The following is a 24,974-nucleotide window of genomic DNA, read 5'->3' on the forward strand; positions in this document are numbered from 1 at the left end:
CTATAAAAAATGTTCTGGTACATTTTTATTTTTCTTGTCATAGCTTCAACATTATTCCTGAGCTATCAATATAAGTTTGATAGAAAAACGAGCGTAACTGTAAGATCGCTTCTCTTTATTCTTCTGGTTCTCTTTATAGGTTTGAGACATGAGGTTGGAGGTGACTGGTTTGGTTATTTAGATTGGTTCCGAAGGGTTTCTTCTGGTGGTTTGACATTGTCTTTTGAAGATATATTCCTCAAGGATTTTGGTTATAACCTTTTCAACTGGCTATCATCAAAAATTGGATGGGGAATCTACGGGGTTAATCTGCTCTGTGCTTCTATTTTCTTGATAGGTTTGTTTGCCTTCCTTGATTATCTGGGAAACGACCGAGGATTCTATCTGGGCCTTCTGGTTTCTTATCCATATCTGATAATGGTTGTGGCAAACGGGTACACAAGACAATCGGTGGCGCTTGGATTGATCATGCTGTCATATTCACTGTTTTTGAAAGAAAGGTATATGTCCTCCTTCCTCTGCCAAATGTTGGCTTTTTTCTTTCATAAGACATCTGCGATTGGCTTCATAATTTTTCTATTTCATAGAAAAACACTAAAATGGATTCTGCCACTAATTCTGGCGATTCTTGCAATTGCCTTCAGTTTTTTCGGGCAACTTTTCGTCAGGTACTATGCATTATATGTGGAAAATCCCATGTACTCAGAGGGCGGTACAATAAGGGCTGTAATGAACCTGGTACCGGCTTTGATTTTTATAGTCCTGTTTAGATACTTTGAAAGAAGATATCCCGACAGCAAGTTCTGGCTGATAATATCTGTTATAGTGTTGATACTATCCATACCAAGTATCCTGAAATTTACATTTGCCGATAGACTTTTACTGTATTTCTCCATGATACAGCCCCTTGTTTTTGTACGTCTAGAATACGTTTTAAAAGAGATTGAGGTTAAGGCTATGTTGTTTATCAGTATTATCTTTGTATACTGCCTGGCAATGACTGTATGGTTACTATTTGCTAAGCACGCTCCGTACTGGATACCTTATAAAAATCTTATTTTAAAGCTATTAGAATAAACCCAGAACCATTAAGGCAAGAGAGCATCTTGAAATACCGAATAGTTAAAATAGACATAACCTTGCGACAGATAAGAAGATGGGAGAGAACTTTATCAGTAAATAAAAAGCTACACTATAAAAGAACAGCATCTCAAGGAGGAAAAGATAGAAAGTCTGCTGAGTAATATTTACTTTACCATATTATACGACTGAGGTGAAATAAACTTATGATCTATATTTCCACATTCGAAGATCTGGAATTTACACCGGGAGTTCGAAAGAAAATTTACTCACAATCACGATGGTTTGCCCATTACACTGGCGAAAACACGCATATCATTCTCACGAAGAATCGAGCCACGTTCTGGCAGGTGCTGACGGCCGGTAAAGATATTCTGTTTTCAGAAAAGCTTTTCGATGTCAACGGCATCTTCGAAAAGAGCCGTTATTACAGAAAACTCCTCGGTGTTCTTCCGAGGTTAACCGCTGACAGTTCTTTGCGGTTCAAGGTTGCTTACACAAGGACAGTGGTTTACGATAAACACCTTCTCAATCTTCTGACAGCTTTGAAGAAGGAAGGCTTTAAGATCGTTCTGGAAATACCGACGCCAGCATTTGTAAAAGAGTACATCAACAGCTTTCCAAAAGGCTGGTACAAACTCTTCAATTTCCTGCTCTACCACAAAAAGATATACAGGCTTGCCGATTTAATAGTTTCAATAGGTGAAATGTCTCCCGTTTTGAAGGGATTAGAAGATAAGGTACTTGTGATAGGAAACGGTATTGATCTTAACGAAATTCCCGTGATCGATCCTCCAAAGTTTGAGAAAGAATTACATCTAATAGGTGTTGCCAACGTTGCATATTGGCACGGCTACGATCGAGTGATAAAAGGGCTTTGGGAGTATTACAGGAAAACCCCTGGAAAGAAGGTGTACTTTCACATCGTAGGTGACGGACCGGAACTTCCCAGGCTGAGAAAACTCACCAAAAAACTGGAACTGGAAGAGTACGTTGTTTTCCATGGACCAAAGCACGGTGAAGAATTAGATAAGATGTTCGAGAAAATGCATGTTGGTATTGGTGCTCTGGGAAACCATAGAAAAAAACTATTGACAACTTCAGAACTGAAAATTAGAGAATACTGTGCGAGAGGCATTCCATTCGTCTCTGCAAGTTACGATCCTGATTTTCCCGAAGATTTTCCATTCTTGCTGAGAATTCCTTCGGATGAGTCACCCGTTGATATCCAGAAAGTGATATCCTTCTACGAAGAGTTGAAAAAGACACATCCTGACTATCCTCTTTTGATGAGAAAATACGCGGAAGAGCACCTCAGTTGGGAAATCAAAATGAAACCACTTGTTGAAAGGATCATGGAGATGAGGTGATCGAATGAAAGTACTCTCACTGGTTGGTGCAAGGCCTCAGATCATAAAAGAGGCGGTGCTTCACAGAAGGTTCAAAGAAAAGGGGATCAAAGAAGTTCTTGTTCACTCCGGACAGCACTACGACTACAACATGTCTGACGTGTTCTTTGAGATCCTTCAAATCAGAAAGCCAGACTACAACCTCAACGTGGGATCCGGAACCCACGGTGAAATGACCGGAAAGATCATGATAGAGTTCGAAAAGGTCCTTTTGAAGGAAAAACCTGATCTTGTTCTGGTTTACGGTGACACCAACACAACCCTTGCTGGTGCGCTCGTGGCTGCAAAACTCAAAATACCTGTTGCCCACGTTGAAGCGGGTTTGAGGCAACATCCCAAAGACATGCCCGAGGAGATAAACAGGATCGTCACAGATCGAGTCTCTCAGATTCTTTTCTGTCCAAGCAAACTCGCGGTGAAGAATCTCGAGAGAGAAGGAATCACAGAAGGAGTTTACTTTGTGGGGGATGTGATGTACGATCTTTTCCTTAAAATGGAGGATAGATTCAGATACGATGTGTTCGAAAAGCTGGGGCTGAAAGAGAACGAATTCATTCTCGTTACTCTCCACAGGGATTTCAACGTGGACGATCCAGTGAAGCTGAGAAAGATTTTAGAGCAACTCAAAAGAATCTCCAGAGAGAAGAAAGTAGTCTTTCCCATCCATCCCAGGACGAAAAATAGAGTGAAGGAATTCGGCCTCGAAAACCTCCTGGAAGGTATGGTTGTGATAGACCCGGTAGATTATCTGAACCTCATGGGACTCGTAAAAAGGTGTTGGAAGGTGGTGACAGACAGCGGTGGTCTTCAGAAAGAAGCGTATTTTGCAGGGAAAAGAGCGATAGTCATAATGCCGGACACGGGATGGAGAGAACTCGTTGAAGCGGGATGGAACAAGCTGGCCAGCGAAGAGAACCTCTTCGACGTGACCATGGAAGAAGACTGTTCAGAATATCCATCAGGACTGTACGGTGACGGAAACGCCGCTGGAAAGATCGTTGAGGTGATAGAGGAATGGTTTCGAAGCCTTCGAGGAATTCATTGAGTCTCTTTGAGTGAAGAAAGAGCGCACAAGTCCCGGTGATAACACAAACTAAAAAATCCAGAACTACACGAGAAAAACATCCACCCGTGGTTTCAGATACACCCGAGAGTCGTCAGAATCCCTCTAAGGGATTGAAAGGAAGTCATGAAAAAGCTCTGTCTATGCTGTGGAGCGAGAGTGTGAGATGGAGCAGTAAAATGTGGTGAGTACCTGGTTTCGGGAGATCTTGACGATACCCTCAGAATCTGAAGAGTCTCTGATGGTAGATTGATCAAAACGTTGAAAGAGCACACAAAAATCGTGAGATCTGTTACCTTTTCACCGAATGGAAAATACCTGGCTGTAGGTGATATTTGCGGCACCGTTGAGATCTGGCGTGTTTTATAATAGTTTGAGAAGTCCCCATTGAAAGGTGGTATTGATCTGGAGAGAAGCAAAGACTGGTTGGATGCGGCAAAAGATGATCTGGAGCATGCAAAACACGATTTGGAGCACGGCTTCTACAACTGGGCATGCTTTTCTTCCCAGCAGGCAGCAGAAAAAGCCGTGAAAGCTGTGTTCCAGAGAATGGGTGCACAGGCATGGGGATATTCTGTACCGGATTTTCTCGGGGAACTCTCCAGCCGTTTTGAAATCCCTGAAGAACTCATGGATTTCGCCCTTGAACTGGACAAAGCCTATATCCCCACCAGGTACCCGGATGCCCTTCCTTCCGGATCTCCCAGAAACAGGTACTCCAGAATTGAAGCCGAAAGGCTGGTGGACTATGTCAAAAAGATTGTCAGGTTCTGCGAAGATCTTCTATCCAGAATATGATCGGGAAAAGGTCCTGGAGATAATCAGAAACTCCCTCCCACAGCTTTTGAAGGTACTTCCTGTAAAGCTTGTTGTGCTTTTTGGCTCTTATGCAAAGGGGAATTTCACCGCCTTCAGCGATGTCGATCTTCTTGTCGTGTACGAAGACCCGTTCAGAGAAGACGCTTATAAAATCGTGAAAAGGACCATCAAATTGAAAGGACTGGAACCGCACGTCTACTCTCTGAGTGAATACAAACAGATGGAAAAGACCATCTCGAAGATGATCGAGGGTGGAGTGGTTGTTTATAAAGCGTTATAGAAATCTCGACAACCTCGACAAACTCGACAGACATCGAACGGGATCGACAAACCGTCAGATCTCCATGTAACTGAACTTTCCAGAGATCCTGTAGCCTTCCTTTTCAACAAGGAGTATCCGCTTTTGAAGGAGTTGATCCATGACTGAGTACGCCGTTGTTCGCTTGAAGCCCTCTTTCTGAAGTGTTTCTATGATCTTTTCTCTGGAGTAGACAGAACCTCTCAGGACTCGAATGGCCTTTTTCTGGTTTTCTGTCAGGTTCAGAGTCAGCCCGGTGTACTCTGATATCGTCCTGTTGATCGTGTTGATCAGATCCTCTTTACTCAACAGTTCCTTGTGAATGTTGTCGTAGATCGCCTTTGTCAATATCCACAGGCCGTCTCTTGGGTTTCCATCGGAAAAACCGGCCACTATATCGAGCACTCCGTCTTCGATGAGTTCAATGTAAGATCCAAGCCTTTTGATGATCAACTCTTTGATCTCAAGTTTCTTCAGAGTCTCAACAAAAACGATGTCCGTGAATATGTTTTCCAGATTTCCTGCTTCGTTCCATCTCAGTCTGTCGGCAGCGTATTCGCGGTATATCGAAAAGGGAAGAGAAAGTATAACGACAAAATCCTCCATGATGATGAAGTTCTTTATCGAATCTATCACCCTGAGAACGTCTTCCTTCTTCTCCTTGTCCAGTTCGTCTATGATCAGAAGGAATTTTCCCTTTCTCTGAACCGTCTGTTTTATCAGTTCTCCGAGTTTTTCTCTGGCTTCGAAGAAGTTGAACCTCGGTCTGATCGATTTCTCGTGTGTCAGGCTGGCGTTCACACCAAAGGAAACACCAAGGGAAAAGCCCTTTATGGTTGAAACTTCATCCGTTATCCACTTTCTAACCTCTTTTGCAAGATCCGACACTCCCTCCACCTTCTCCAGGGAAAGCGCCAGACTGTGCAAAAGATCGTAGAGTATGCTCTCCATGGAGTCTCTGAGCGAGATGTTCACCCTGACCGTGAATACTCCTTCCGGGTTCACGAAGTTGAGTACCGTCGTTTTTCCAATGCCCGTCTCTCCAGAAACACCAACAATCCCAAAAGGTTGATGAAGTGCTATTGAGTTCAGATAGTTTATCTCCCTGGCCCTGTTCACCAGGTACTCTGATTCGCCTTCTCTGAGCGGTCTGTCCACCAGAACACTCAAAAGATCGGCCACCGTTTGCTTCACAAAATCACCCCTGTATTATTTTCTGTTTTGTTTAGATTATACTACAAATTCCTGTTACCGTCTCGACACCGTCGACAAACTCGACAGACACCGGACAGGTTCGACAGACTTCAGAAAAACACTTTCGATGAACGGACTGGTTTCAACTTGTAGGTATTTATCGAATGTAATCGATAAATTCGTACGAGTTTATCGAATGTGTTCGATAAATTCGAACGGTTTGGTATAGTTGAAGGGAAATTCTCATCACCCAGGATACCATCTTCAAAGACGAAGGTGTTGTAGGAATTCCCGCATGGCTGTTTCTGGCCCTGGTGGAGGCTGATTGAGATTTTTACCTGTGCAGGTTTTTGAAATGGTTTTTCAGATAGATCATCTCGTCTCTGTAGAGAAGTAAGATAAGAAATATCCCTGTGACGGATAGAAGAGGAAAGATCAGGAAATTTTCCAGGAAAGTTCCAAAAAATGCTACCAGTGAGACAACAAGGACACCAGCGTAGATCTTCTTAAGGTTAAAACCGATCGGATAAAGTTTCTCGGCTATGAGTGTTCTGAGGGTGAAGAAAAGAACATATGAAAGACCTGTGGATATGGCGGCACCTTTTGCTCCAAGGTATGGAACAAGAAGCTGGTTCCCTGCAAAATTGGCCAGAGCAGAAAGTCCGGTCACGACGATGTGCCAGTACGTCTTTTTCGTGAAGTTTATCCCAAGAACCGTTGTCTCTGATACAACATACATGATCGGTTGTAAAATCAGAAAAGGAGCAATGAAAGATGCATTTCTGTAACTTCTGGCAAAGAGCAAGAAGATCATATCCTTGAAGGAAAGAACAAGAAGACCAAACAAAAATATGGTGAGGCTTACCATTTGATTTGCCTTTTTGAAGAATTCTCTGGAGTCGGGCCGGGTCTCGAATCTTTCATAAGCGAGCGGAATCCAGAATGTGGTGAAACCTGCCTGAAACAGTTGCATCACAGAGACTATCTTGAAAGCCGCACTGTAGAGTCCTATCTCTGTAAAATTTGAGTACTGTCTCAGGGAAATTCTGTCTATCGAAGAAAAAAGCCAAAAGAGAAGAGAACTTGGAAGAAGCGGCAAACCGTACTTTAGGAACTCTCCTATTTTTTTGAAATTTACCTTCGCGAACTTCCGTGACTCTCTGTCGGTGATAAAACCCAAAACCAGAGCTGATACGTTTCCACAGATCTGTCCCCAGACAACAGCATAAAAACTTTTTGAAACGGTCAGAGCAAAAACTATGGTTCCTCCCACGTTTCCAAGAGAATTCACTACATCAAGTATAGAATAGAGAACTCCTCTCTTTTGCATTCTGATAGAGAGTTGGTTGAACCTCTGGAAGATGCCCGTCATAAGAGAGATGGAGAAAATAAGTCCTATTCCTTGATAGTCTTTTCCGAAAAGAATCAGACTAAGATGAGACTCGAAAAGAATGAAAATAAGGGATACAGAAATACCAAAAGTAAAAGGTAAAAATACACAACTCCAGAACAACTCATTCCTTTTCTCTTCTTGGTAATAATATCTCACAAAACTCTGATCGAGCCCTGTTAGAGAAACAAGAAGAGCGATGTTATAAACGAGTGTGAACATGGCTGCTTTTCCGAACTCTTCAGGAACAATCAGATAACTTATGACGGGAGTAGAAAAAAAGCTAACAATAGCACGGATCCATGTGCCAGCAGAAAACGAAAGGAATCCCTTTATATACTGTTTCATTTCATCCCACCTGATCGTAAATTTTTATTTCCCTTTTCACTATCTCTTCCCATGTAAATCCTTTTGCTCTTTCTATCAACCTGTTTCTATCATAGCCACTTTTTAGAACATCAACCACTTTTCTGGCAAACCTTTCCTCGAAATTTTCTCCCTCTTCCACCACGTACTCATCAAAGCCTATCGCTTCTGGAATACCACCATTACTGCTTCCAACCACACACGTTCCACAGGCCTGGGCTTCCAGCACAACACATGGCCATCCTTCATTCCTGCTTGGAAGAACCATCACGTTCATCGCGTTCATGTACTTTGCAACTTCCACCTGCGGCACCCTTCCGGCAAAGATAACATCGAGCCCTTCCATCTCTTTCAGTATTTTATCTCTCAGCACTCCATTTCCGACGATCAAAAATCTGGTGTTTGGAAGTTCTTTTGCTATTTTTCTAAATATCTCAGGCAGTTTATCTGCCCTTTTTATGGGTATCAGATTTCCGACAAAACCCACGTATTGCGTGTCTTCTTTGTATATTCCAAGTTCTTTTATCACGGTGTTTTTGTCCATGGGTTTGAAGACATCCGGGTCGTATCCGTTTGGTATCACAGTTGCGTTTTGACCAGAATAGCCAAAAGATTTTGCCTTCTCAAGAAGTGCTCTGCTTACAAAGATGCATCTTGCGGCGTTTTCTAGAGTTTCCAGGTATATATCTCTCACATCACGTCTTGCCATGTTCAGGTTCACATCGCTTCCATGAAGCGTCACAACGTAAGGAACGTTCCAGATCTCAGAGACCTTCCTTGCAACAACACCTGCTGGTGCGGGAAGATACATCCCGTGTGCGTGGATGATGTTGTGTTTTGGAAACTTCTGAAAAATCTGTTCAGCAAATCGATCCGTGAAGTTTTCGAGTGCTTTTTTCATTGTCCAGAACTTTTGAATAACTACATCAAAGAGCCCTCTTTCAACAAAAACAGGATTGAAAGACACTCCTTCCAGTTCTTTAAGAGGAACTTCAGAAGGTTTGCGTAGAAGGCTTCTTAGAAGACTTAGAAGTCTTCCCTTATCCCTGAACGCCAGCGAAACGGCCGTAAAATCAACGCCGAGTTTTTCGTGCTCCTTCAGCCTTTTTGTTATGAAGATACCTGAGTTTGGGTTGTCTTTTGTTGGGAAGAGATTTGTCAGGATGAGAACCATCAACTTCCTATCCTCCCTGGCTAGAGTTGAAGGATCACTTCTGCGAGCTTTTCACTGGCATTGCCCTCACCATAGACATTCTCTGGAAGACTGACATGATTGTCAATATACTCTGATTTTTCTGTGATCTCATCTGGTTCACTCAAAACGTTCCAGCCTGCCTCGACGAGTTCTCTCCAGCCTGTGTCTGGCATCACCACTATCGCTCTTTTCCCACACCAGTAGGCTTCTTTCTGCAGTCCTCCAGAGTCTGTTATCACAAATCTGCTTTTCTCTATCAGGCCCATCATGTTGAGATAGTCGGCAGGTTCTATCACAAGGATTTCATTTAGCAATTCAGCCAGTCCAAATTCTCTTATTCTTTTTGCAGTTCGAGGATGCACTGGAAATACTACCTCATATCTCTTCGATAATCTTCTGAGCTGCTCAAGTATTTCTCTCAATCTTTCTGGAACATCTGTGTTGAAATCCCTATGTATCGTACATACAATGTACCCGTTTTCTTTTAAACCCAGCGTTCTGAACAAATCATATCTAAACAGCGGCTTCATTTTCAAAAATAAGTCATACATCACATCACAGGTGAAATAAACACCTTCTGTAATGCCTTCTTTTCTCAGGTTCTCCACGGCAAGTTCACTGGGACAGAAAAGAATCTGAGAGACTCGATCTGTGACGATCCTGTTTATCTCCTCGGGCATGTCTTTGGGATGCTGTCTCAACCCTGCCTCAACGTGTGCGACAGGTATTTTGAGTTTTGCAGCCACGAGCGCGCCAGCCAGAGTCGTGTTGGTGTCACCGTAAACCAGAACAAGATCAGGTTTTTCCCTGAGGAGAACCTTTTCAAACTCGATCATGATCTTTCCCGTCATTTCTCCATGTGTTCCAGATCCCACGTTGAGATTGTAATGAGGTTGTCTGATTTCAAGAACTTCAAAGAACACATCTGACATGTTGTAGTCGTAGTGCTGTCCGGAGTGAACGAGGATCTCCTCTATCCCCTTCTCTTTGAATTCCCTGTGAAGCATCGCCTCTTTTATGATCTGAGGCCTTGCACCGACCAGTGAGAGTACTCTCAACCCATGACTCTTTCCAGAAATTCTTCTTCCTTCTTCTTGTCCCACACGAATCCCTCCTGATGTCTTCTAATATTCTCCAGTATCTCTTCATATCTCTGACAGGCGTTTTCTATTCTCTTCAAGCTTTCTTCAACGTTTGCCGGGTCTATAACAACTCCTATTCCCAGATCCTCAACTATCTTTGCCATCGAAACGAAAGAATTCTTCACGATAACGGGTGTTCCGGCAGCGATGGAGTCGTAGAATTTGTGCGGCAGAGCGTACAGATCGTTCTTGTAATCTTCTCTCCCGATAGTGCTGTACGATATCAATGAAAACATGCTTTTTGAGAGTTCTCCCATCATCTTTTCGTACGGCAGAAAAGATGTGTACGTGTGCGGAACATCGGAAAACGTTTCTGAATCCATTCCTATTATTCTGAAGGAAAATCCTCTTTCGACAAGTGCTTTTACGAGCCTCTTTTCATGAATGAGATTTCTCGTTGTTTTTCCTACCAGAACGATTTCCATCCTCTTTTTATCCGGATCTGGTTCGATTTTCATCGATGCGTAGTTTGGTACAACGAAAGTTTTCTCCGGGTTCAGTCCGGTCTTTGCCACAACATCGTTCCGTGTTTCTTCAGAGACGAAGATACACAGGTCAGACAGCTGAAGCTGTTTTTTGAATATCCTCCACATCACAAATTCTTTCAGATCACTCAAAGGCCTGGGAAGAGTTTTGAGAAAATTCTGAGGATGATACTCGTGTATATCGTAGACGATCTTTTTTCCACGCTTTTTAGCCACAACGAAGGGTTTTAGAGGTTTTGTAGCCGGAAAGTGATGCATGTAGAGGATATCGTAATCCTCACTCTCTACAAGATGACAGATTTTTTCATCGAATTGTTTTCTTTCAACGGCTTTCTGGAAAATATTTCCCCTGTTCGAACATTTCACGGGGATGTATCTGATGTTATTCTCCTTAAAAGGTAGCTCTTCTTTCTCCGTCCAGTACTGGTAAATAACTTCACCTTTCTTGGACAGAGCCTGAACTGTTCTGAAGACCCTCTTGTCGTTTCTCAGGTGCATGTATCCAATGACGAGCACTTTCAAACCGCTCACTCCTTCTGAAGATAAGGTTCACTGCTGTTCAACATCCACCCCACACCCTTCACTACGACCCACGTGTCAAGGTAGTCGAAGAGCCACTCAAAGAGCGTGGTCCAGATCAGAAAGACCGTGATCGTTCTCAGGGAGAAGTACCCGGTGAGGGCTCCGTAGAAGAAGATCACGTTGTCCACAAGCTGAGACAGTTTCGTTGCAGCGTTGTCGCGCAGCCACAGGTGTTTTCCGAAAAGTCCCTTCGTTCCCTTCAAAAAATCCTGAAACCTCGCCTTGAATATACCGGACGCGATGAACGCAAGCCAGCTGAAGAGCGTGGTTCTCCAGACGGGGAGAAAGAGAGCCTTCATGTGTTCGTGTGCCCAATCTTCGCTGGAAGGGATGTAACCGAGCGCGATCAGCATCCCCACCAGAAACACGACCTGGGCAAAGAAACCCACCGCCACCAGTTTCTGCGCCTCTCTGTACCCGTACACCTCGGTCACGATGGCGATCAGCGTGACAAAGAAAGGTCCGAGGAAAACCCCGGCGTACAGCTGAACACCGGGAAGCAGTTCGTACGCCTTCAAAACGGCAACGTTCATGTAGAGAACAAGAATCGCTCCAAGAGCGTACATTCCTTTCAGGCCGAAGAAACGTATCGCAAAGAAAACAAGAAGAACTCCCACAAGATACTCGAGTCCAAGGAACATCCAGTTCACCAGCATCAGCACCGCCTCCATACAAGAACGTTGTCTCTGAATTCCCTCTCTATCTCTTTCCTGTCCAGAAGAAAGCTCAGATACGCGTGAACGGTGGATCTGTAGAGTATGTACTGTGTGAGATTCTCCAGTGTGATTTCGAATCTGTTGAAGAGCTGTTTCATCAGTTCGTCTGTGCTCACAGGATTTACTGTGATTTCCAGAACAGCGTTGATGATGTTCTCCACCGTCTTTCTGTTTTTCTCCACAAGTTCACCGATATCTCGAGTCACCTCTCCATGAGACGGAACGTAGCAGCTGTAGTTTGTCTTTTCAAGAAAGTCGAGCGTTTCAAGGAACTTCTCCACGCTGTAGATGACGAATATTCTGTGTTTTCTCAGTGTTTCTTCAGAAAACACGGCGTCTGCACAGAAAAGGACACCATCCACAGCCACTCCGATCTGGTTCGGTGAGTGTCCAGAAAGAGGTACTATCTCAAGATCCACGCTCTCAATCGTGATGGTTCCCTCTTCGATCGCCTCATCGACAGCGGAGGGGTCTGCCATGAGAAACTTGTTTCTGAGTTCACCTGGAGGATGAGCACCGTACAGGTAGAAAGGCTCAAAGACGGTGTTTTCTATGATCTCTTTTTCCATCTTTGGGGCGAACACGCGGGTGGAGAAGCGCTTTTTCAGAAAGGCGTTCCCGCCGCAGTGGTCGGCGTGTGAGTGGGTGTTTATGAGATAGAACGGAGGCTTTTCTAAAAGACGTGAGACCTTTCTCGGAACGCTTTCGTCGATGCCGCTGTCTATGAGAACGCTGGAATTTTCTGCGTGAACGACTCCTATGTTCACCGGGTTTGGAACGTAAGACACCCTCTCTGTGAGGCGTTCTATCTCCACGGTTTCAGGACCTCCCGAAGATCGAGTCTTTGGAAGACCATACCGGCTACTTGATTTTATCCTCCACAAATGGTAGTATTTCTCAGAGCCCAGTTTTTTGTCAAGGAGGTTTTTATTATGAGTATGCACGAACATGAGCATGAACATGAACACGAACACACAACGGAAGTTTTCAGCCTGATCGATCAGGATGGAAACGAAGTCTTCTTCCACAAGCTGGGAGAAGTGGAGGACGAAGGAAATCTCTTCTGGGTCTGCGAAGAGGTCTTTCTGAACGACGCAAGAGACATGATCGAAGACCTCGGTGAAGTCTACATCTTCAAAGCGGAAGAAACCCCCGAGGGTGTTATGCTTGAAGGAGTAGAATACGCAACGGCTCAGAAAGTCTTCGAAAAGTGGCAGAACAGCATACCCGATATCGAAGAGATCTTCTTCGAAGAAGACACTGAAGAGGACGGAGAATGAAGAAGGGCGCTTCAGCGCCCTTCTTTCATATCTTCAGGTATGGAAGGAGTCCCATCTGTCTTGCCCTCTTGATAGCTACCTTCACCATTCTCTGGTGCTTTGAACAGTTTCCGGTGAGCCTCTTTGGTATGATCTTTCCCTTGTCGGTGAGAAATTCACTGAGAAGCCTTGTGTCTTTATAATCAACGTAGTCCAATTCCATTTCACAGAGTCTGCACTTCTTGACCTTCTTTCTTTTTCTCTTGTAAGCCATCAAACACACCTCCCTCAAAATGGTGGTTCATCTTCACTGAAAGTATCGCTGGAAAAGTCTTCCTCCGGTATCTCCAGTTCCTCTTCAGTCTCGTTGACCGTTTCAGCAGGTTTTCTGTCCATGAATCTAACAACGTTTGCGACAACCTCCGGAGATACCCTTTTTTCTCCAGACGGTGTTTCCCATCTTCTCATTCTCATTTCACCTTCGATGAGAACAAGCCTTCCCTTGGTGAGATAGGTTCCCGTGAATTCTGCGAGTCTTCCAAAGGTAACAACATTGAAGAAATCCGTTGTCTGAGCATCGTCCGGCGCGTTCTTTCTGGGAACCCTGTCCACCGCTATCGTGAAGGTGGTGACGGGAGTTCCGCTGAGCGTGTATCTCTTTTCAGGATCTCTCACGAGTCTTCCTATGAGTATGATCTTGTTGAAGAAAGACATTAAGCTTCGGATCCTCCTTCACCTGTCTCGACAGCTTCAGCAGCTGCCTTTTCTCTCTGCGCCTTTCTCTCTTTCTTTTCCAGATCGAACCTTCTGAAGGTCTGCCATCTGATGATTTCGGGTGTCACTCTGTAGAAATTCTCCAGCTCCTGAAGGTTCTGACCATCGCACCTGAAGTAAATCACCGTGTAATCTCCTTCGCTGAACTTCTTGATCTCGTAGGCGAACTTTCTCATACCCATCCTTTCCACTTTTTCGATCTTTCCCTTGACTCTTTCTTCGATGATCTTCTTGACTCTTTCGACGAGATTTTCTCTCTCTTCCTCTGGAACGTTCGGTGCGATGATGAACATGCTCTCGTAGATCCTCTCTTTCACGTAAGCCACAGAAACTCACCTCCCTCGGACGTTCGGCCCCACCTCCGGACGGGTGGAGCGGGATTTCACTTTCACGATTATACCATCACCTTCTGAGTCTGCAAAGAGTTGGAAACTCTCCTGTTTCCAGATATTCTTTGAAGCCCTTTATGCATATCGGCGTTATGTGTGGACAGTGGGTGAGGAAGTTCATGAAATCAACGACCCTATCGGCGATACTCTCCTCGAGGTTGAAGAAGATCTCCCAGGCACCTTTTTCTGCCTCTTCTTCGTTGAGGAAGAGAATCTTCTTCAGAAATTCTTTCAGGTTGTTGAATCGCTCCATTTCTTTTTGAGCGAGCTCCATTCCCTTTTTCGTCAAAGAGATAGGGCCTCTTCTCACGTAATTTATGAACTTTTTGGTTGCGAGGTCCTCCAGAATCTGCTTCGCGGAGGGCATTTTCACTTTCAAAAAGTCCGATACTCTCTTCAGTCTCGTGCTTCCCTCTTCCGTTGTCAAAAGAACGGCGAGTAGATACCTTTTTTCCGTTGGTGATAACATATTTCTACCTCCCTTTAAGGTTATTCTAACACAGGTTTTAAAGTGGTAGAATATTCTCGAGTGCAGATGAGGGAGGGATGGACTTGAGATTCTTTGGAATGGTTCTGATACTTCTCGGTGTACTCATTCCTCTTTCCGTTTTCAATGTGTTCGATGTTTCGTTTGGAAAGTTTCTTGGAATCGTCTTTGCCACTCTCTTCGGATACGCGGGAATCAGCGCTCTCGTGAAAAAGGGTTTCCCGAACGGTCTTGTTTCCTGTGCCATAGCCACCGTTCTGTTTCTTCACATCTTCAACGTGCACAGGTTCACCTTCTGGGAAGGTTTCGTCGTTTTCTTCTCTGTTCTTCTCATCGAGTGGGGATTCTTTGCGATTCTGTCTCACAGAGATTGAATCTTCATTCCAACAGCTCTCATGTATCCCATCGAGGTGGCGTACTGGATCGATCTGGTCCACCCGGAGCAGTCTCCCACCACGTGGAGACCTTCCACGATGTCGTTCAGGAACTTGTTCGTGTAGAACTTCACCTCGACGGCGTAGAGCAGGTTGTCGAAGTAGGAAGCCCCCGGTATGACCTTCTCCAGGTTCTCCACGAAATCCACGAGGGATTCTCTGATCTTCGACGGAAAGACGAGATTCGCGTCTCCCAAAATGTAACTTTCGGGATCCAGAGTGGGATGAACCCTTCCGAGCCTCTTCGTCCTTCTGAACTCTTTGAAATCCCCGTACGTCTGCAGAATCACCTTCTCTCTGTCGCCGGCTAAGATGTTTGCGAGCTTTGCGAGGTTGACACCGTATCCCGTGGGATCCTTGAACGGCTCTGTGAAGCGCGTGGTGACGAGAATGGCGAAGTTCGTGTTCTCCGTCTTATGCAGGCTGTCAGAATAGCCGTTCACCGTGGTGAAGTCTTCGTACTTTTCCAGTGTCACCTTCCCTGCCGGATTCTGGCAGAAGATCCTGCAGATGTAACCCGTTTTGGTCCTGTAGCGAACCTTCACCTCGTACATATCGGAGAATGGATCCATCACGTGGTTCGGGAGTTCGTACCTGACACCGATGTCGACGAACTGGTTCGGCTTGACAAGCTGTGGATATTTCTCTTTGAGACGCTCCATGAGTCTGTGTCCGCTTCTTCCAACGGCGATCACGAGCTCGTCGAACTCGAACTCTCCCCTGCTTGTGTGCACCCTGTGGGGAGGGCCGAACTCCACATCCTCCACAGCGGTTCCAAAGAAAAACTCTATGTTCTCAAAGGAGGAGAAGTACTCGTATATGTTCTTGTTAGTCTCTTTCAGGATATCCGTTCCCAGATGGAAGAAATAGGACTTCACCGGTTCGAAACCGTGGTGATAGAAGCGCTTGTAGATCTCTTCGTTCGAGAAGGACTCTCCGAACTCTATCTTCCTGCCATCCCTTTCGAAGGACTTCAGGTAGTTCACGATGCCTTCTCTTTTATCGACGGTGGGAGTGTAGCCGGAAAACTTCAGGTAGAACTCCACCGTCTTCGCTTGTATTTCAAGAGGAATGTAGATCTCTCCTCCCATGCCGTGGGAGATGAAGATCTTCCCGTCCATCCTCACACCGGAGATGGTGTTGTGGGAGTAGTCTTTTCCCCTTTCCAGAACGATGATCCTGTAGTCTTTCACCCTTCCACTCTCTATGAGTCCGTTGATGAACCCGATGGCACTCGCTCCAAAGCCGACTATTCCAAGCCTCTTCAACATTCATCACTCCTCGAGCAGTTTCCTTCTCAATTCTTCGAGTGTGACAACCTCCCCTTTTATCTTCTCCAGATAGATCTTCCTGTACTCCTCGTCACCACCCGGGACGATGTATATCTTGCCCTTGAAATTCTCAATGGCCTCGATCTCTTTGTCCGAAAGCTTCTTTGCAAAGCTCAATCCACCTTCTTTGGGAGTTGAGACGATGAGGATGTCCACACCCTCCAGGTCTTTCAGCATCACTTTCGGGTACTTCACGTTGTATCCTCTCTTTTCCAGTTCTTCTACGAGCGATTTGAGTTCTTCCAGATGATCGTTCTCGTGAAGGGTGTCGATCATGATCACACCCTTCAGCTTTTCTTTCACGAAGAAAACGCTCGACTGAACGAGTTTCCCATCCACAAGGAAAGAAACACGATGGTAGCCTTTCTCCAGCGATCCTGTGGGAACGACGAATCTTTTCACCTGGTACGGTGAGAACTTCAGCTCTACCTCTCTCAACGGGTTTCCATCGAGAAGAACGGAAAGCTTCACATTCTGGTCTTCACCGGTCACGTTGTAGATCTCGAAGTAGACCTTCGCCGATTCACCGTCGTGTATCTCTTCTGGAGAGATCCTCACACTGTTCACGTAGACAGAAGAAGAGATCTGAAACCAGATCGGTGAGGTGACTATCTCGTCACCGTCGAACTGTTTCATGTAAACGAAGTACCACTCGTATCCATCGGGAGGTATGACTGAGAGAGTCAGATTCAATCTCTCTGTGTTCGGTCTGAGTTCCAAAACGGTCCCGCTCTGAGAGATGACGGCAAGGTAGAGGAGTTTTTCTGTGTCTTCGTACTCGAGGTTGATCTTCTGGGGAGAGAGATCTTCCACAAAAACGATGTCTCCCATCAGATGGGTATCGCTCTTCAAAAGAACTTTGACGTTCTTGTCTTCGCTTCCGAAGGTGTGCCTCTTCCAGAGGGCGTCCATTATGTCGTCGTAGGTCAGAGCGTCCGCCACGATGCCGGTTCTTCCCTCGTTCGCGCTTCCCCAGTTGGGCTTGTGGTTGTCCTGTCCCACGGTGGCACCGAGGTGCCATCCTTTGTTCAACGCGAGGATGTAGTTTCCGAACATCTCTTCGTTTATCACGTCTCCTGAGGCCCAGTTCCCGTTTCCTACCTCGATCAGGTTCACGTACTGGTCCGCTTCCGGGAAATACCGGAACGAATCGAAGGTCCCAAAGGTGCTTATGGGATGGTTGAACTGGGCGAGTTTTTTGTGTTCAACGAGCCACCTGTAGAAACCTTCTAGAGAACTTTCCTGGTTTCTGTCGATCCACTCGAGAGACTCGTACACGTTTATGTGTCCCACTCCCGCGGTCCACTCGAAACCCTGAAGTGCGACGAACTCACCGTCTTTTGTGTGCCTCTCCGCGGCAAGCTTCGTCAGATAAGGCTTCGTATTTCCATCGATCTTCTGGGTGAAGTAGTAGGCGTGGTCCGTTATCGCGAGAACGTCGAGATAACTCTTCGCATACTCGTAGGCCTGGTCTGGTGTTCCAGAACCATCTGAATAGGAGGTGTGTGAGTGAAGGTTTCCATAGTATATCCCTCCAAAGACCACACAGGAAAGAATCAGAATCAGAAGAACGAGTTTTTTCATATCACCGCCTCCTTCATTTCAATCCGGTCCTCGCGATTCCCTGGATGAAGTACTTCTGGGTGAAGATGAAGAGTATCACCACGGGAAGAATCGAGAACGTAGCGGCCGCCATGAGCAGGTTGTACTGAGTTCCCACGTCTGAACTGAACGCCTGGAGTCCCACGGGCAGTGTTCTGTACTTTTCGCTGTTTGTGACGATGAGGACCCACAGGAACGCGTTCCAGCTTCCGACGAATTTGAGAAGTGCAGAGGTGATGACGGCAGGCCTGCTGAGAGGCACCACCATCTGCCAGAGAAACCTCCAGTGAGAACATCCGTCTATCTTTGCAGCATCGAAGAGTTCCCTTGGTATGGTCAGAAAGTGCTGTCTCAGAAGGAATATCGCGAAGACACTGACGATCCAGGGAATTATGAGGGCGTAGTAGGTGTCAATCCAGCCGAGTTTCGAGATCGTGATGAAGTTGGGAACGAGGAGCACCTCTCCCGGGATCATCATGGTCGCAAGGAAGAGACCGAAGATGAAGTCTCTTCCGGGAAAGACCATCCAAGAGAAGGCGTACGCGGCGAGAGATGCGGTAACCACCTCGAGCAGAGTGGTTATCGTCGCCACAAAAAACGTGTTGAAGTAGTACCTTGGGAAGGGTGCTGCGTTCCAGGCATCAACGTAGTTCTGGAAGATGTTAGCCAGCACTTCGGAGAAAGAGAACCTGAGTTTCACAGAGTCGATGGGTTCATCACTCAGGAAAACGGAAGGGACACCCTCCAGAAGAACTTCTATCACTTCGCCACCCTTCACACGGACTTCCTTCACAAAGTCAGGAGCGTCCACAATCTTCCAGGAGCTCATCGCGTCTTCGTAGGCCTTTCTGAGGAGCGCAACGCTTTTGAGATAACCGGCCACTTCGGTGAGGAACTTCTCATCCAGACCAAGCTGGGAGAGTTTCGACTTCAACACTCTGTAGGTGCTACTTTCAGCGAGTTTGATGTCCATCTCAGCGACCATTTGAGAGAAGTTTTCTGTTTCGATCCCGTTTTCCTGTGCGAGAGAGATCAGAGAAGAGACAACCGGCTTCGCCGAAGCGATGGTAAGAAGATCCACGTGGTGTTTCTCCGAGAGTTCTTTCTCTTTCAAAGAGACGTAGTCCTCAACGGGGCTTTCCGATTCCTCCAGGAGCCTTTCCACGAGCTCTCTGTCGGGGAAGTTTCCGATCTTTTTCAAAAAGAGAGCTTTTCTCTCATCTTTTTTCATCGAGCGGGCGACGATGTCTTTTTCCACAGCGAGGTTCTGAACGCTCTGGAAGAAGCCGCTGACCTCAAGGTAGTAGGAGACGTTTCTCTTCACCTCTTCGAAAGGAGAGACCACATTCTTTCTGTAGACAGGAACGAGCGGATTGTCTCCAGAGTATTCGAGCCGTAAACCATCGAGAAGCTCATAGAGTTTCTCCACTTCTTCGTCGGAGAGAACGAGAGTGGTACCCGATTTCATGCTGAGCACCTTCTCCTGGAAAGAAGAGAGTTCCCCACTCACGGTCTCGAGAAAAGAAAGAAATCTTTCCTTTTCCTCCTCATCTTTTATCCTGACGTCCGCAAATCGATTCATCTGAGAGATGGTCCGCAGAGCACCCTCTACTGAACTCAGAATTTCGTTCACCAGTTTTGCACGTTGAAGGTACGGATCCGCACCACTCTTGTAGTGTATGAAGAACTGCTCGAAGAATTCTTCTGGTGTTTTCCAGGAAAATTCCACCGGAGATTTAGAGGAGAGTTCTTTGACTTTTTCAACATCTACCTCCGTTGTGTATCTTGCCCCTTTGAGAGGGATCACCATCGTTCCTCTTTGGAACGGGTCGTCGTTCACCGTGATGGTGAGCAGATTTTTTTCGGCCGTTTTCAAAGCGTACGCTTCTCTCAGGCTGACTCCCTTTGCGACCCTCTGAACACCAGGTTTCAGGATCGTTTTCACGTCGCGTGAGAAAGCGAAGTTCTTCGTGTAGAAGCTCGGGGGCCATTGCTGAACCTCCGAAGGTGCTTTGAAGGAGGTGAGCAGCATCCAGATGAAAGGTCCCAGCATGACAACGGCACCGAATACGAGGAGAATGTATATGACCAGCTTCTTCACACTATCACCTCACGAAACATATTCGACCGCTCTTCTTCCAACCCTGTACTGGATGAAGGTGAAGATCAGAATGATCGCAAAAAGAATATAGGCTGCCGCCGAAGCAATTCCCATTCTCTGTTGTCTGTAGAACAGATCGAACACGTAGTAAACGAGCGTCATTCCGCTGTTGTTGTACGGTCCCGGAAGCCCATCGTAGAGAACGTAGACTTCCGCGAAGACCTTGAAGGCTCCTATCAATGAGACGATGAGCAGAAAGAAGGTCGTCGGTGACAAAAGCGGCCAGGTGATGTAGAAGAACTTCTGCAGGGAATTTGCACCATCCACCTCAGCCGCTTCGTAGTAAGACCTGTCTATGTTCTGGAGCCCCGCGAGGAAGATCACCGCATCGTACCCTACGGTCTTCCAGACGGAGACGATGGCTATCGTGGGAATAGTCCATCTTTCGTCTTTCAGCCAGGAGATGGGTTCTATGTTGAACAGAGAGAGGATGTAGTTCAAGAGACCGAACTCGTCGTTGAAGATCCACTTCCAGACAAGAGAGATTGCAACAACTGATGTGACGAAGGGTATGAAGTAGGCGGTCCTGAAGAACACCCTGAACTTCACGTTGCTGTTCAGAAGAAGGGCGATCACGAGAGAAAGGAAAATCTGCGAAGGAACGCTCAGTATCACGTAGTACAGTGTGTTGGTGAGCGACTTCAGGAAGAGATTCTTGTCCTTCGCGTCGAGCAGGAAGTTCACCAGCCCAGGAAGAGACGAGCTCAGCTCCACGAAAACGAAGACCGCAAGAAACAGGATGAACCAGAGCCAGGTGTTCTTGAGTTCCACCCGCTTGAAATCGTACACCAGCCAGCTCCAGGAGATAGCCGCAGCCAGAAAAGAGAGGATGGGATTTTCCGCGTTGAAGAGGTTCAAAACGATGTAAATCAATACAATGAGAGTGTTGGAAACGATTCCCGAGAGGGTTCTTTTCCTGATCAGATGGACGATCAGCATCACAATCGCACCGGCAACCGCGAGATGAAAGAAGGTGTTCAGAACGGTGAAAACGAAAGAGTACTTCGGTGGATAGTCGAACTTGAAGATCTCAATGTAGTTGTCAAGTCCCGTGAAGTATGGATTCTTCATGTTTCTGAAATCCCACTTGAAGAAACTCAGGACAAAAGAGAATCCAACTGGCCAGAAAACGAACATCCCAAGGATCACAAGTGACGGAAGAAGAAAGAGGTACGCAAGAATCGCTTCTCTCAGCTTCTTCGAGGGTTTCATACTCAGACCTCTCTTTCCTTGAGTTTCTTCACATTCAAATTATAACCTATGCGGTATAATTCAAGGGGAAATCATTGAGAAAGGAGGGATTCCTGTGAAGAAATTTCTCGTTGTTTTCATGGTGATTCTCAGTGTTTTTGCCCTCGCGAAGGTGAAAGTCACGTTCTGGCACGCCATGGGCGGGGGACACGGCAAAACTCTCCAAGAGATAGTGAACACCTTCAACGAACTTCACCCGGATATCGAGGTCGAAGCGGTCTACGTTGGAAACTACGGTGCACTCTCTCAGAAGCTCCTCGCAGCAGCGCAGGCAGGAGAACTTCCCACGATCGCACAGTCTTATTCCAACTGGACGGCAAAACTCATCCAGAGCGGTGTCGTGCAGCCTCTGAACGAGTTCGTGAACGATCCGAAGATAGGGCTGACCAGGGAAGAGTGGGAAGATGTCTTCAAACCTCTGAGAGACAACTGTATGTGGGGAGACACCGTCTACGCGGTTCCGTTCAACAAGAGTCTCTACATACTCTACTACAACGCGGACGCCTTTGCAATGTACGGTGTGGATGTGCCCAAAACGATCGATGAACTCTACGAAGCCGCGAGAATCATGACGGAAGATCTTGACGGAGATGGGAAGATCGACCAGTACGGTTTTGGCTTCAGGACGACCGTTGACTTCTTCCAGATACTCCTCATCCTCCGCGGTGGTTCCATCCTGAAACAGGTCGACGGCAAATGGGTTTCCAACATCGACAGCCAGGAAACAAGAGAGGTCCTTGCCTTCGTGAAGAAGATGGTGGACGATGGTATCGCGTACTTCCAAGGTGGATACCTCAACGATATCTTCGGTCAGCAGAAGATCATGATGTACATCGACACAATAGCGGGAAGGCCCTACGTGGAAAGCTCCACAAAGGGGAAGTTCACCTGGAGCTGGGCTCCAGTTCCCACCTGGGTGACGAACAAGGTGCCGTTCGCCGGAACAGACATCATCATGTTCAACACGGCAAGCGATGAGGAAAAACGTGCCGCCTGGGAGTTCATGAAGTACCTCATCTCTCCTGAGGTGACTGCTTACTGGGCGATCAACACGGGTTACATTCCTGTGAGAAGAAGCGCCCTCGAAACGTCGATCTGGAAGGAAGCGGCTAAATCCGATCCTCTGATCGAAATACCTCTGAAGCAGATAGACAACGCCGTGTTCGATCCACAGATCGGTGTATGGTACGAGATCAGAACGGTGGTTGGAAACATGTTCTCCGATTTCATCAACGGAAAGGTAGACATGGAAACTGCGATAAAGACGGCGGATCAGAAGATAAGGGAGTATCTCAAGGAAGAGTACGGCGAGTGAGCGGGAGGTTGTTCCTCCCGCTTTTCCTTTGTTTAAAACTCCTTTAAAGAAAACATGAGAAAATCAAAACAAAGTACGGGATCCAGAGATCCCCTTAAATTTTTTATATTTGGAGGTGAGCTGTGTGTTCCGTCTCAAAGAGAACGGGACGAACGTGAAAACGGAGATCTTCGCGGGTATCGCCACTTTCCTCACCATGGCCTACATCGTTTTTGTGAATCCTTCCATCCTCGTTCAGGCGGTTGGTGTGGACGCGAGCAGCCCCCTGTACCAGCAGTTCTTCGGAGCATTCATGGTCGCAACGATACTGGGATCCGCCACAGCCACTCTCGTCATGGCCTTCTTCGCGAACTATCCTTTCGCACTCGCACCCGGTATGGGACTGAACGCGTACTTCACCTACACTGTGTGCCTCGGCATGGGGATAGACTGGAGAGTGGCCCTCGCTGCCGTGTTCGTTGAAGGTCTGATCTTCATAGGCTTGACACTCGTTGGGTTCAGAAAGTTCGTCGCCGGGATCATACCCGAGTCCATAAAAGTGGCCATCTCCGCGGGTATCGGTTTCTTCATCGCCTTCATAGGGTTGAGGAGTGCGGGAATCGTTGTTTCCAATCCCGCCACTTCCGTTGCCCTCGGTGATCTCACGAATCCCGGTGTATTCGTGACGGTCGTGGGGCTCCTGGTGATCGTGGCGCTCTACCACAGGAAGATCCCGGGAGCGGTGATGATAGGGATTCTCGTGGCCACACTCGTAGGTGCCATCCCCGGCATAGGAGTCACGAAGTACCAGGGAATCGTCGGTCCTGTTCCAGATATATCTCCGACGTTCATGAAGCTCGACTTTTCTGGATTTTTGAGCCTTGACTTCTGGATCGTTGTTCTCACTTTCTTCTTCGTCGACTTCTTCGACACACTCGGTACCATCACAGGACTCGCTCAGAGCGCTGGTTTCATGAAGAACGGAGAGCTTCCGAGGGCGAACAGGGCGTTCCTCGCGGACGCGATAGGAACTTCCGTGGGTGCACTCTTTGGAACTTCGACGGTGACCACGTACATCGAGAGCGGTGCGGGTATCGCAGAAGGAGGAAGAACTGGCCTCACGGCCCTCGTCGTTGCACTCTGTATGCTCGCCATGCTCTTCTTCGCCCCTCTCGCCCAGACGGTTCCTGGATACGCGACCGCTCCCGCTCTGATCTTCGTTGGTGCGCTCATGATCGGAAACCTTGGAAGAGTGAAATGGGACGACATCACAGAAGCGCTCCCTGCGTTCATCACCGTTATAACTATGCCACTCACATACTCCATAGCCAATGGAATAGCGCTCGGTATCATTTCTTATGCACTGGTGAAGTTCTTCTCCGGGAAATCGAAAGAAGTACACTGGTTCACGTGGATTCTCGCTCTCGCCTTCGCTCTGTGGCTGCTCTTCATAAAGCATTGATATGCAGCACTGTGTTATAATAAATCGGAGGTGATAATATGAAAAAATTACTCGTGGTTTTGGTTCTTCTGGTTTCGATCGTGATCTTCTCTGGAACCATCGACGAGATCAAAAGCAGAGGATACCTGCTCGTTGGACTCTCCGCGGATTTTCCCCCATTCGAATTCGTCGATGAGAACGGTAACATCGCGGGTTTCGACGTCGATCTTGCAAAGGAAATCGCGAGAAGACTCGGTGTTGAGCTGAAGATCGTCGATATGACCTTCGACGGACTCATTCCGAGCCTGCTCACAAAGAAGATCGATGTGATCATCTCCGGCATGACGATCACGGAGGAGAGAAAGAAGGTCGTGGCCTTCTCCGATCCGTACTTCGACGCGGGACAGGTCATCGTAGTGAGGAAAGACAGTGACTTCCGACCGAAGACCTACGAAGATCTCGTAGGGAAAACCGTGGCTGTTCAGATCGGTACCACCGGAGACATAGAGGTTTCAAAGTACGAAGGTATCAAGGTCGTCAGGTTCGATAAATTCACGGACGCGTTTCTCGAACTGAAGAGAGGCCGAGCAGACGCGGTGGTGCTGGACTCCGCCACGGCAAGGGCCTTTGTGGCGAAGAATCCGGATCTTGTTATCTCGAGTGGAGTGCTCTCCAGCGAGCAGTACGGTATCGCCGTGAGGAAAGAGGACACGGATCTTCTGGAATTCATCAACAGCGTTTTGAGAGAGCTCAAAAAGAGTCCGTACGACGTGCTCATAGAAAAATGGTTCTCAGAGTGATGGAGGAGTGAA

At 46.8% G+C, this 24,974-nt stretch carries 26 protein-coding genes; 11 read left to right on the forward strand and 15 right to left on the reverse strand.

Annotation, left to right across the window (positions count from 1 at the left end; translation table 11 throughout):
- Window positions 1–9 precede the first annotated feature (9 nt).
- The 6 genes from TPET_RS01505 to TPET_RS01525 all read left to right on the forward strand — a co-directional run bounded on the left by TPET_RS01505 (window position 10) and on the right by TPET_RS01525 (window position 4,651).
- Window positions 10–1,077, forward strand: coding sequence for an EpsG family protein (locus TPET_RS01505; protein WP_011942965.1), 1,068 nt, complete (start codon window positions 10–12; stop codon window positions 1,075–1,077).
- Window positions 1,078–1,286: 209 nt separating this feature from the next.
- Window positions 1,287–2,450: a glycosyltransferase gene (locus TPET_RS01510; protein WP_011942966.1), complete on the forward strand. Its 1,164-nt coding sequence runs from the start codon at window positions 1,287–1,289 to the stop codon at window positions 2,448–2,450.
- 4 nt (window positions 2,451–2,454) lie between these two features.
- Window positions 2,455–3,534: a non-hydrolyzing UDP-N-acetylglucosamine 2-epimerase gene (wecB, locus tag TPET_RS01515; protein WP_011942967.1), complete on the forward strand. Its 1,080-nt coding sequence runs from the start codon at window positions 2,455–2,457 to the stop codon at window positions 3,532–3,534.
- 267 nt (window positions 3,535–3,801) lie between these two features.
- Window positions 3,802–3,921, forward strand: coding sequence for a WD40 repeat domain-containing protein (locus tag TPET_RS09260; protein WP_010865162.1), 120 nt, complete (start codon window positions 3,802–3,804; stop codon window positions 3,919–3,921).
- 18 nt (window positions 3,922–3,939) lie between these two features.
- Window positions 3,940–4,350, forward strand: coding sequence for a HEPN domain-containing protein (locus TPET_RS01520; RefSeq protein ID WP_011942968.1), 411 nt, complete (start codon window positions 3,940–3,942; stop codon window positions 4,348–4,350).
- Window positions 4,301–4,651, forward strand: coding sequence for a nucleotidyltransferase domain-containing protein (locus TPET_RS01525; RefSeq protein ID WP_011942969.1), 351 nt, complete (start codon window positions 4,301–4,303; stop codon window positions 4,649–4,651). Before TPET_RS01520 ends, TPET_RS01525 begins: the two co-directional genes overlap by 50 nt.
- 54 nt (window positions 4,652–4,705) lie before the next feature.
- Here TPET_RS01525 and TPET_RS01530 read toward each other — a convergent pair whose 3' ends face one another.
- From TPET_RS01530 to TPET_RS01560, 7 genes are all read right to left on the reverse strand, one after another.
- On the reverse strand, window positions 4,706–5,863 hold the full coding sequence (locus tag TPET_RS01530) for an AAA family ATPase (RefSeq protein WP_011942970.1): 1,158 nt from the start codon (window positions 5,861–5,863) through the stop codon (window positions 4,706–4,708).
- A gap of 334 nt (window positions 5,864–6,197) precedes the next feature.
- Window positions 6,198–7,601, reverse strand: coding sequence for a lipopolysaccharide biosynthesis protein (locus TPET_RS01535; RefSeq protein WP_011942971.1), 1,404 nt, complete (start codon window positions 7,599–7,601; stop codon window positions 6,198–6,200).
- 1 nt (window position 7,602) lies between these two features.
- A complete protein-coding gene (locus tag TPET_RS01540; RefSeq protein ID WP_048810848.1) occupies window positions 7,603–8,796 on the reverse strand; it encodes a glycosyltransferase family 4 protein in 1,194 nt (397 codons plus the stop codon).
- A gap of 17 nt (window positions 8,797–8,813) precedes the next feature.
- Window positions 8,814–9,872: a non-hydrolyzing UDP-N-acetylglucosamine 2-epimerase gene (gene wecB / locus TPET_RS01545; RefSeq protein WP_011942973.1), complete on the reverse strand. Its 1,059-nt coding sequence runs from the start codon at window positions 9,870–9,872 to the stop codon at window positions 8,814–8,816.
- Window positions 9,869–10,963 (reverse strand): glycosyltransferase family 4 protein, encoded by a 1,095-nt coding sequence (locus TPET_RS01550; RefSeq protein WP_011942974.1) that lies wholly within the window; start codon window positions 10,961–10,963, stop codon window positions 9,869–9,871. Before TPET_RS01550 ends, wecB (TPET_RS01545) begins: the two co-directional genes overlap by 4 nt.
- A gap of 5 nt (window positions 10,964–10,968) precedes the next feature.
- Window positions 10,969–11,679, reverse strand: coding sequence for a queuosine precursor transporter (locus TPET_RS01555; RefSeq protein WP_011942975.1), 711 nt, complete (start codon window positions 11,677–11,679; stop codon window positions 10,969–10,971).
- Window positions 11,679–12,554 carry an MBL fold metallo-hydrolase gene (locus tag TPET_RS01560; protein WP_011942976.1) on the reverse strand — a complete coding sequence of 292 codons (876 nt, stop codon included), beginning with the start codon at window positions 12,552–12,554 and terminating at the stop codon, window positions 11,679–11,681. The genes TPET_RS01555 and TPET_RS01560 overlap by 1 nt, the downstream gene beginning before the upstream one ends.
- Window positions 12,555–12,671: 117 nt before the next feature.
- Here TPET_RS01560 and TPET_RS01565 point away from each other — a divergent pair, with 117 nt between their 5' ends.
- Window positions 12,672–13,019, forward strand: a complete 348-nt coding sequence (locus TPET_RS01565) for a hypothetical protein (RefSeq protein ID WP_011942977.1) — start codon at window positions 12,672–12,674, stop codon at window positions 13,017–13,019.
- Between the two features lie 25 nt (window positions 13,020–13,044).
- Here TPET_RS01565 and rpsR read toward each other — a convergent pair whose 3' ends face one another.
- The 4 genes from rpsR to TPET_RS01585 all read right to left on the reverse strand — a co-directional run bounded on the left by rpsR (window position 13,045) and on the right by TPET_RS01585 (window position 14,630).
- Window positions 13,045–13,272 carry a 30S ribosomal protein S18 gene (rpsR, locus tag TPET_RS01570; protein ID WP_011942978.1) on the reverse strand — a complete coding sequence of 76 codons (228 nt, stop codon included), beginning with the start codon at window positions 13,270–13,272 and terminating at the stop codon, window positions 13,045–13,047.
- A 14-nt stretch (window positions 13,273–13,286) separates the two neighbouring features.
- Window positions 13,287–13,712, reverse strand: coding sequence for a single-stranded DNA-binding protein (locus TPET_RS01575; RefSeq protein WP_011942979.1), 426 nt, complete (start codon window positions 13,710–13,712; stop codon window positions 13,287–13,289).
- Window positions 13,712–14,098: a 30S ribosomal protein S6 gene (gene rpsF, locus TPET_RS01580; protein ID WP_011942980.1), complete on the reverse strand. Its 387-nt coding sequence runs from the start codon at window positions 14,096–14,098 to the stop codon at window positions 13,712–13,714. The genes TPET_RS01575 and rpsF overlap by 1 nt, the downstream gene beginning before the upstream one ends.
- Before the next feature lie 76 nt (window positions 14,099–14,174).
- Window positions 14,175–14,630: a metal-dependent transcriptional regulator gene (locus TPET_RS01585; protein ID WP_011942981.1), complete on the reverse strand. Its 456-nt coding sequence runs from the start codon at window positions 14,628–14,630 to the stop codon at window positions 14,175–14,177.
- A gap of 77 nt (window positions 14,631–14,707) precedes the next feature.
- Between TPET_RS01585 and TPET_RS09500 the strand changes: the two genes are divergently transcribed.
- The gene (locus TPET_RS09500) at window positions 14,708–15,022 is read left to right on the forward strand and encodes a hypothetical protein (protein WP_235231254.1); all 315 of its coding nucleotides are present in this window, start codon (window positions 14,708–14,710) and stop codon (window positions 15,020–15,022) included.
- Here TPET_RS09500 and TPET_RS01595 read toward each other — a convergent pair.
- Genes TPET_RS01595 through TPET_RS01610 form a run of 4 tightly spaced genes read right to left on the reverse strand, consistent with a single transcriptional unit; the run spans window position 15,010 to window position 21,388 of the window.
- Entirely contained in the window at window positions 15,010–16,353 is a 1,344-nt protein-coding gene (locus TPET_RS01595) for an NAD(P)/FAD-dependent oxidoreductase (protein ID WP_011942983.1), read from the reverse strand. The two genes, TPET_RS09500 and TPET_RS01595, sit on opposite strands and share 13 nt — an antisense overlap.
- Before the next feature lie 3 nt (window positions 16,354–16,356).
- A complete protein-coding gene (locus tag TPET_RS01600; protein WP_011942984.1) occupies window positions 16,357–17,997 on the reverse strand; it encodes a CehA/McbA family metallohydrolase in 1,641 nt (546 codons plus the stop codon).
- Window positions 17,998–18,010: 13 nt separating this feature from the next.
- Window positions 18,011–20,116, reverse strand: a complete 2,106-nt coding sequence (locus TPET_RS09505; protein ID WP_011942985.1) for a carbohydrate ABC transporter permease — start codon at window positions 20,114–20,116, stop codon at window positions 18,011–18,013.
- 9 nt (window positions 20,117–20,125) lie between these two features.
- Window positions 20,126–21,388, reverse strand: coding sequence for a carbohydrate ABC transporter permease (locus tag TPET_RS01610; protein WP_011942986.1), 1,263 nt, complete (start codon window positions 21,386–21,388; stop codon window positions 20,126–20,128).
- A gap of 94 nt (window positions 21,389–21,482) precedes the next feature.
- Between TPET_RS01610 and TPET_RS01615 the strand changes: the two genes are divergently transcribed.
- From TPET_RS01615 to TPET_RS01625, 3 genes are all read left to right on the forward strand, one after another.
- Entirely contained in the window at window positions 21,483–22,742 is a 1,260-nt protein-coding gene (locus tag TPET_RS01615) for an ABC transporter substrate-binding protein (RefSeq protein ID WP_011942987.1), read from the forward strand.
- A 124-nt stretch (window positions 22,743–22,866) separates the two neighbouring features.
- The gene (locus TPET_RS01620) at window positions 22,867–24,183 is read left to right on the forward strand and encodes an NCS2 family permease (RefSeq protein WP_011942988.1); all 1,317 of its coding nucleotides are present in this window, start codon (window positions 22,867–22,869) and stop codon (window positions 24,181–24,183) included.
- A 38-nt stretch (window positions 24,184–24,221) separates the two neighbouring features.
- Window positions 24,222–24,962 carry a basic amino acid ABC transporter substrate-binding protein gene (locus TPET_RS01625; protein ID WP_011942989.1) on the forward strand — a complete coding sequence of 247 codons (741 nt, stop codon included), beginning with the start codon at window positions 24,222–24,224 and terminating at the stop codon, window positions 24,960–24,962.
- Window positions 24,963–24,974 lie beyond the last annotated feature (12 nt).

Source organism: Thermotoga petrophila RKU-1 (assembly GCF_000016785.1).
Lineage (GTDB): Bacteria > Thermotogota > Thermotogae > Thermotogales > Thermotogaceae > Thermotoga > Thermotoga petrophila.

Excerpts from the sequence above, each read along its gene's own strand:
- TPET_RS01505 (WP_011942965.1), top strand. The coding sequence starts at position 10 with ATGTTCTGGTACATTTTTATTTTTCTTGTCATAGCTTCAACATTATTC.
- TPET_RS01510 (WP_011942966.1), top strand. The coding sequence starts at position 1,287 with ATGATCTATATTTCCACATTCGAAGATCTGGAATTTACACCGGGAGTT.
- wecB (WP_011942967.1), top strand. The coding sequence starts at position 2,455 with ATGAAAGTACTCTCACTGGTTGGTGCAAGGCCTCAGATCATAAAAGAG.
- TPET_RS01525 (WP_011942969.1), top strand. The coding sequence starts at position 4,301 with ATGTCAAAAAGATTGTCAGGTTCTGCGAAGATCTTCTATCCAGAATAT.
- TPET_RS01535 (WP_011942971.1), bottom strand. The coding sequence starts at position 7,601 with ATGAAACAGTATATAAAGGGATTCCTTTCGTTTTCTGCTGGCACATGG.
- TPET_RS01555 (WP_011942975.1), bottom strand. The coding sequence starts at position 11,679 with ATGCTGGTGAACTGGATGTTCCTTGGACTCGAGTATCTTGTGGGAGTT.
- TPET_RS01565 (WP_011942977.1), top strand. The coding sequence starts at position 12,672 with ATGAGTATGCACGAACATGAGCATGAACATGAACACGAACACACAACG.
- rpsR (WP_011942978.1), bottom strand. The coding sequence starts at position 13,272 with ATGGCTTACAAGAGAAAAAGAAAGAAGGTCAAGAAGTGCAGACTCTGT.
- TPET_RS01575 (WP_011942979.1), bottom strand. The coding sequence starts at position 13,712 with ATGTCTTTCTTCAACAAGATCATACTCATAGGAAGACTCGTGAGAGAT.
- TPET_RS01585 (WP_011942981.1), bottom strand. The coding sequence starts at position 14,630 with ATGTTATCACCAACGGAAAAAAGGTATCTACTCGCCGTTCTTTTGACA.
- TPET_RS09500 (WP_235231254.1), top strand. The coding sequence starts at position 14,708 with ATGGACTTGAGATTCTTTGGAATGGTTCTGATACTTCTCGGTGTACTC.
- TPET_RS01595 (WP_011942983.1), bottom strand. The coding sequence starts at position 16,353 with ATGTTGAAGAGGCTTGGAATAGTCGGCTTTGGAGCGAGTGCCATCGGG.
- TPET_RS01600 (WP_011942984.1), bottom strand. The coding sequence starts at position 17,997 with ATGAAAAAACTCGTTCTTCTGATTCTGATTCTTTCCTGTGTGGTCTTT.
- TPET_RS01610 (WP_011942986.1), bottom strand. The coding sequence starts at position 21,388 with ATGAAACCCTCGAAGAAGCTGAGAGAAGCGATTCTTGCGTACCTCTTT.
- TPET_RS01625 (WP_011942989.1), top strand. The coding sequence starts at position 24,222 with ATGAAAAAATTACTCGTGGTTTTGGTTCTTCTGGTTTCGATCGTGATC.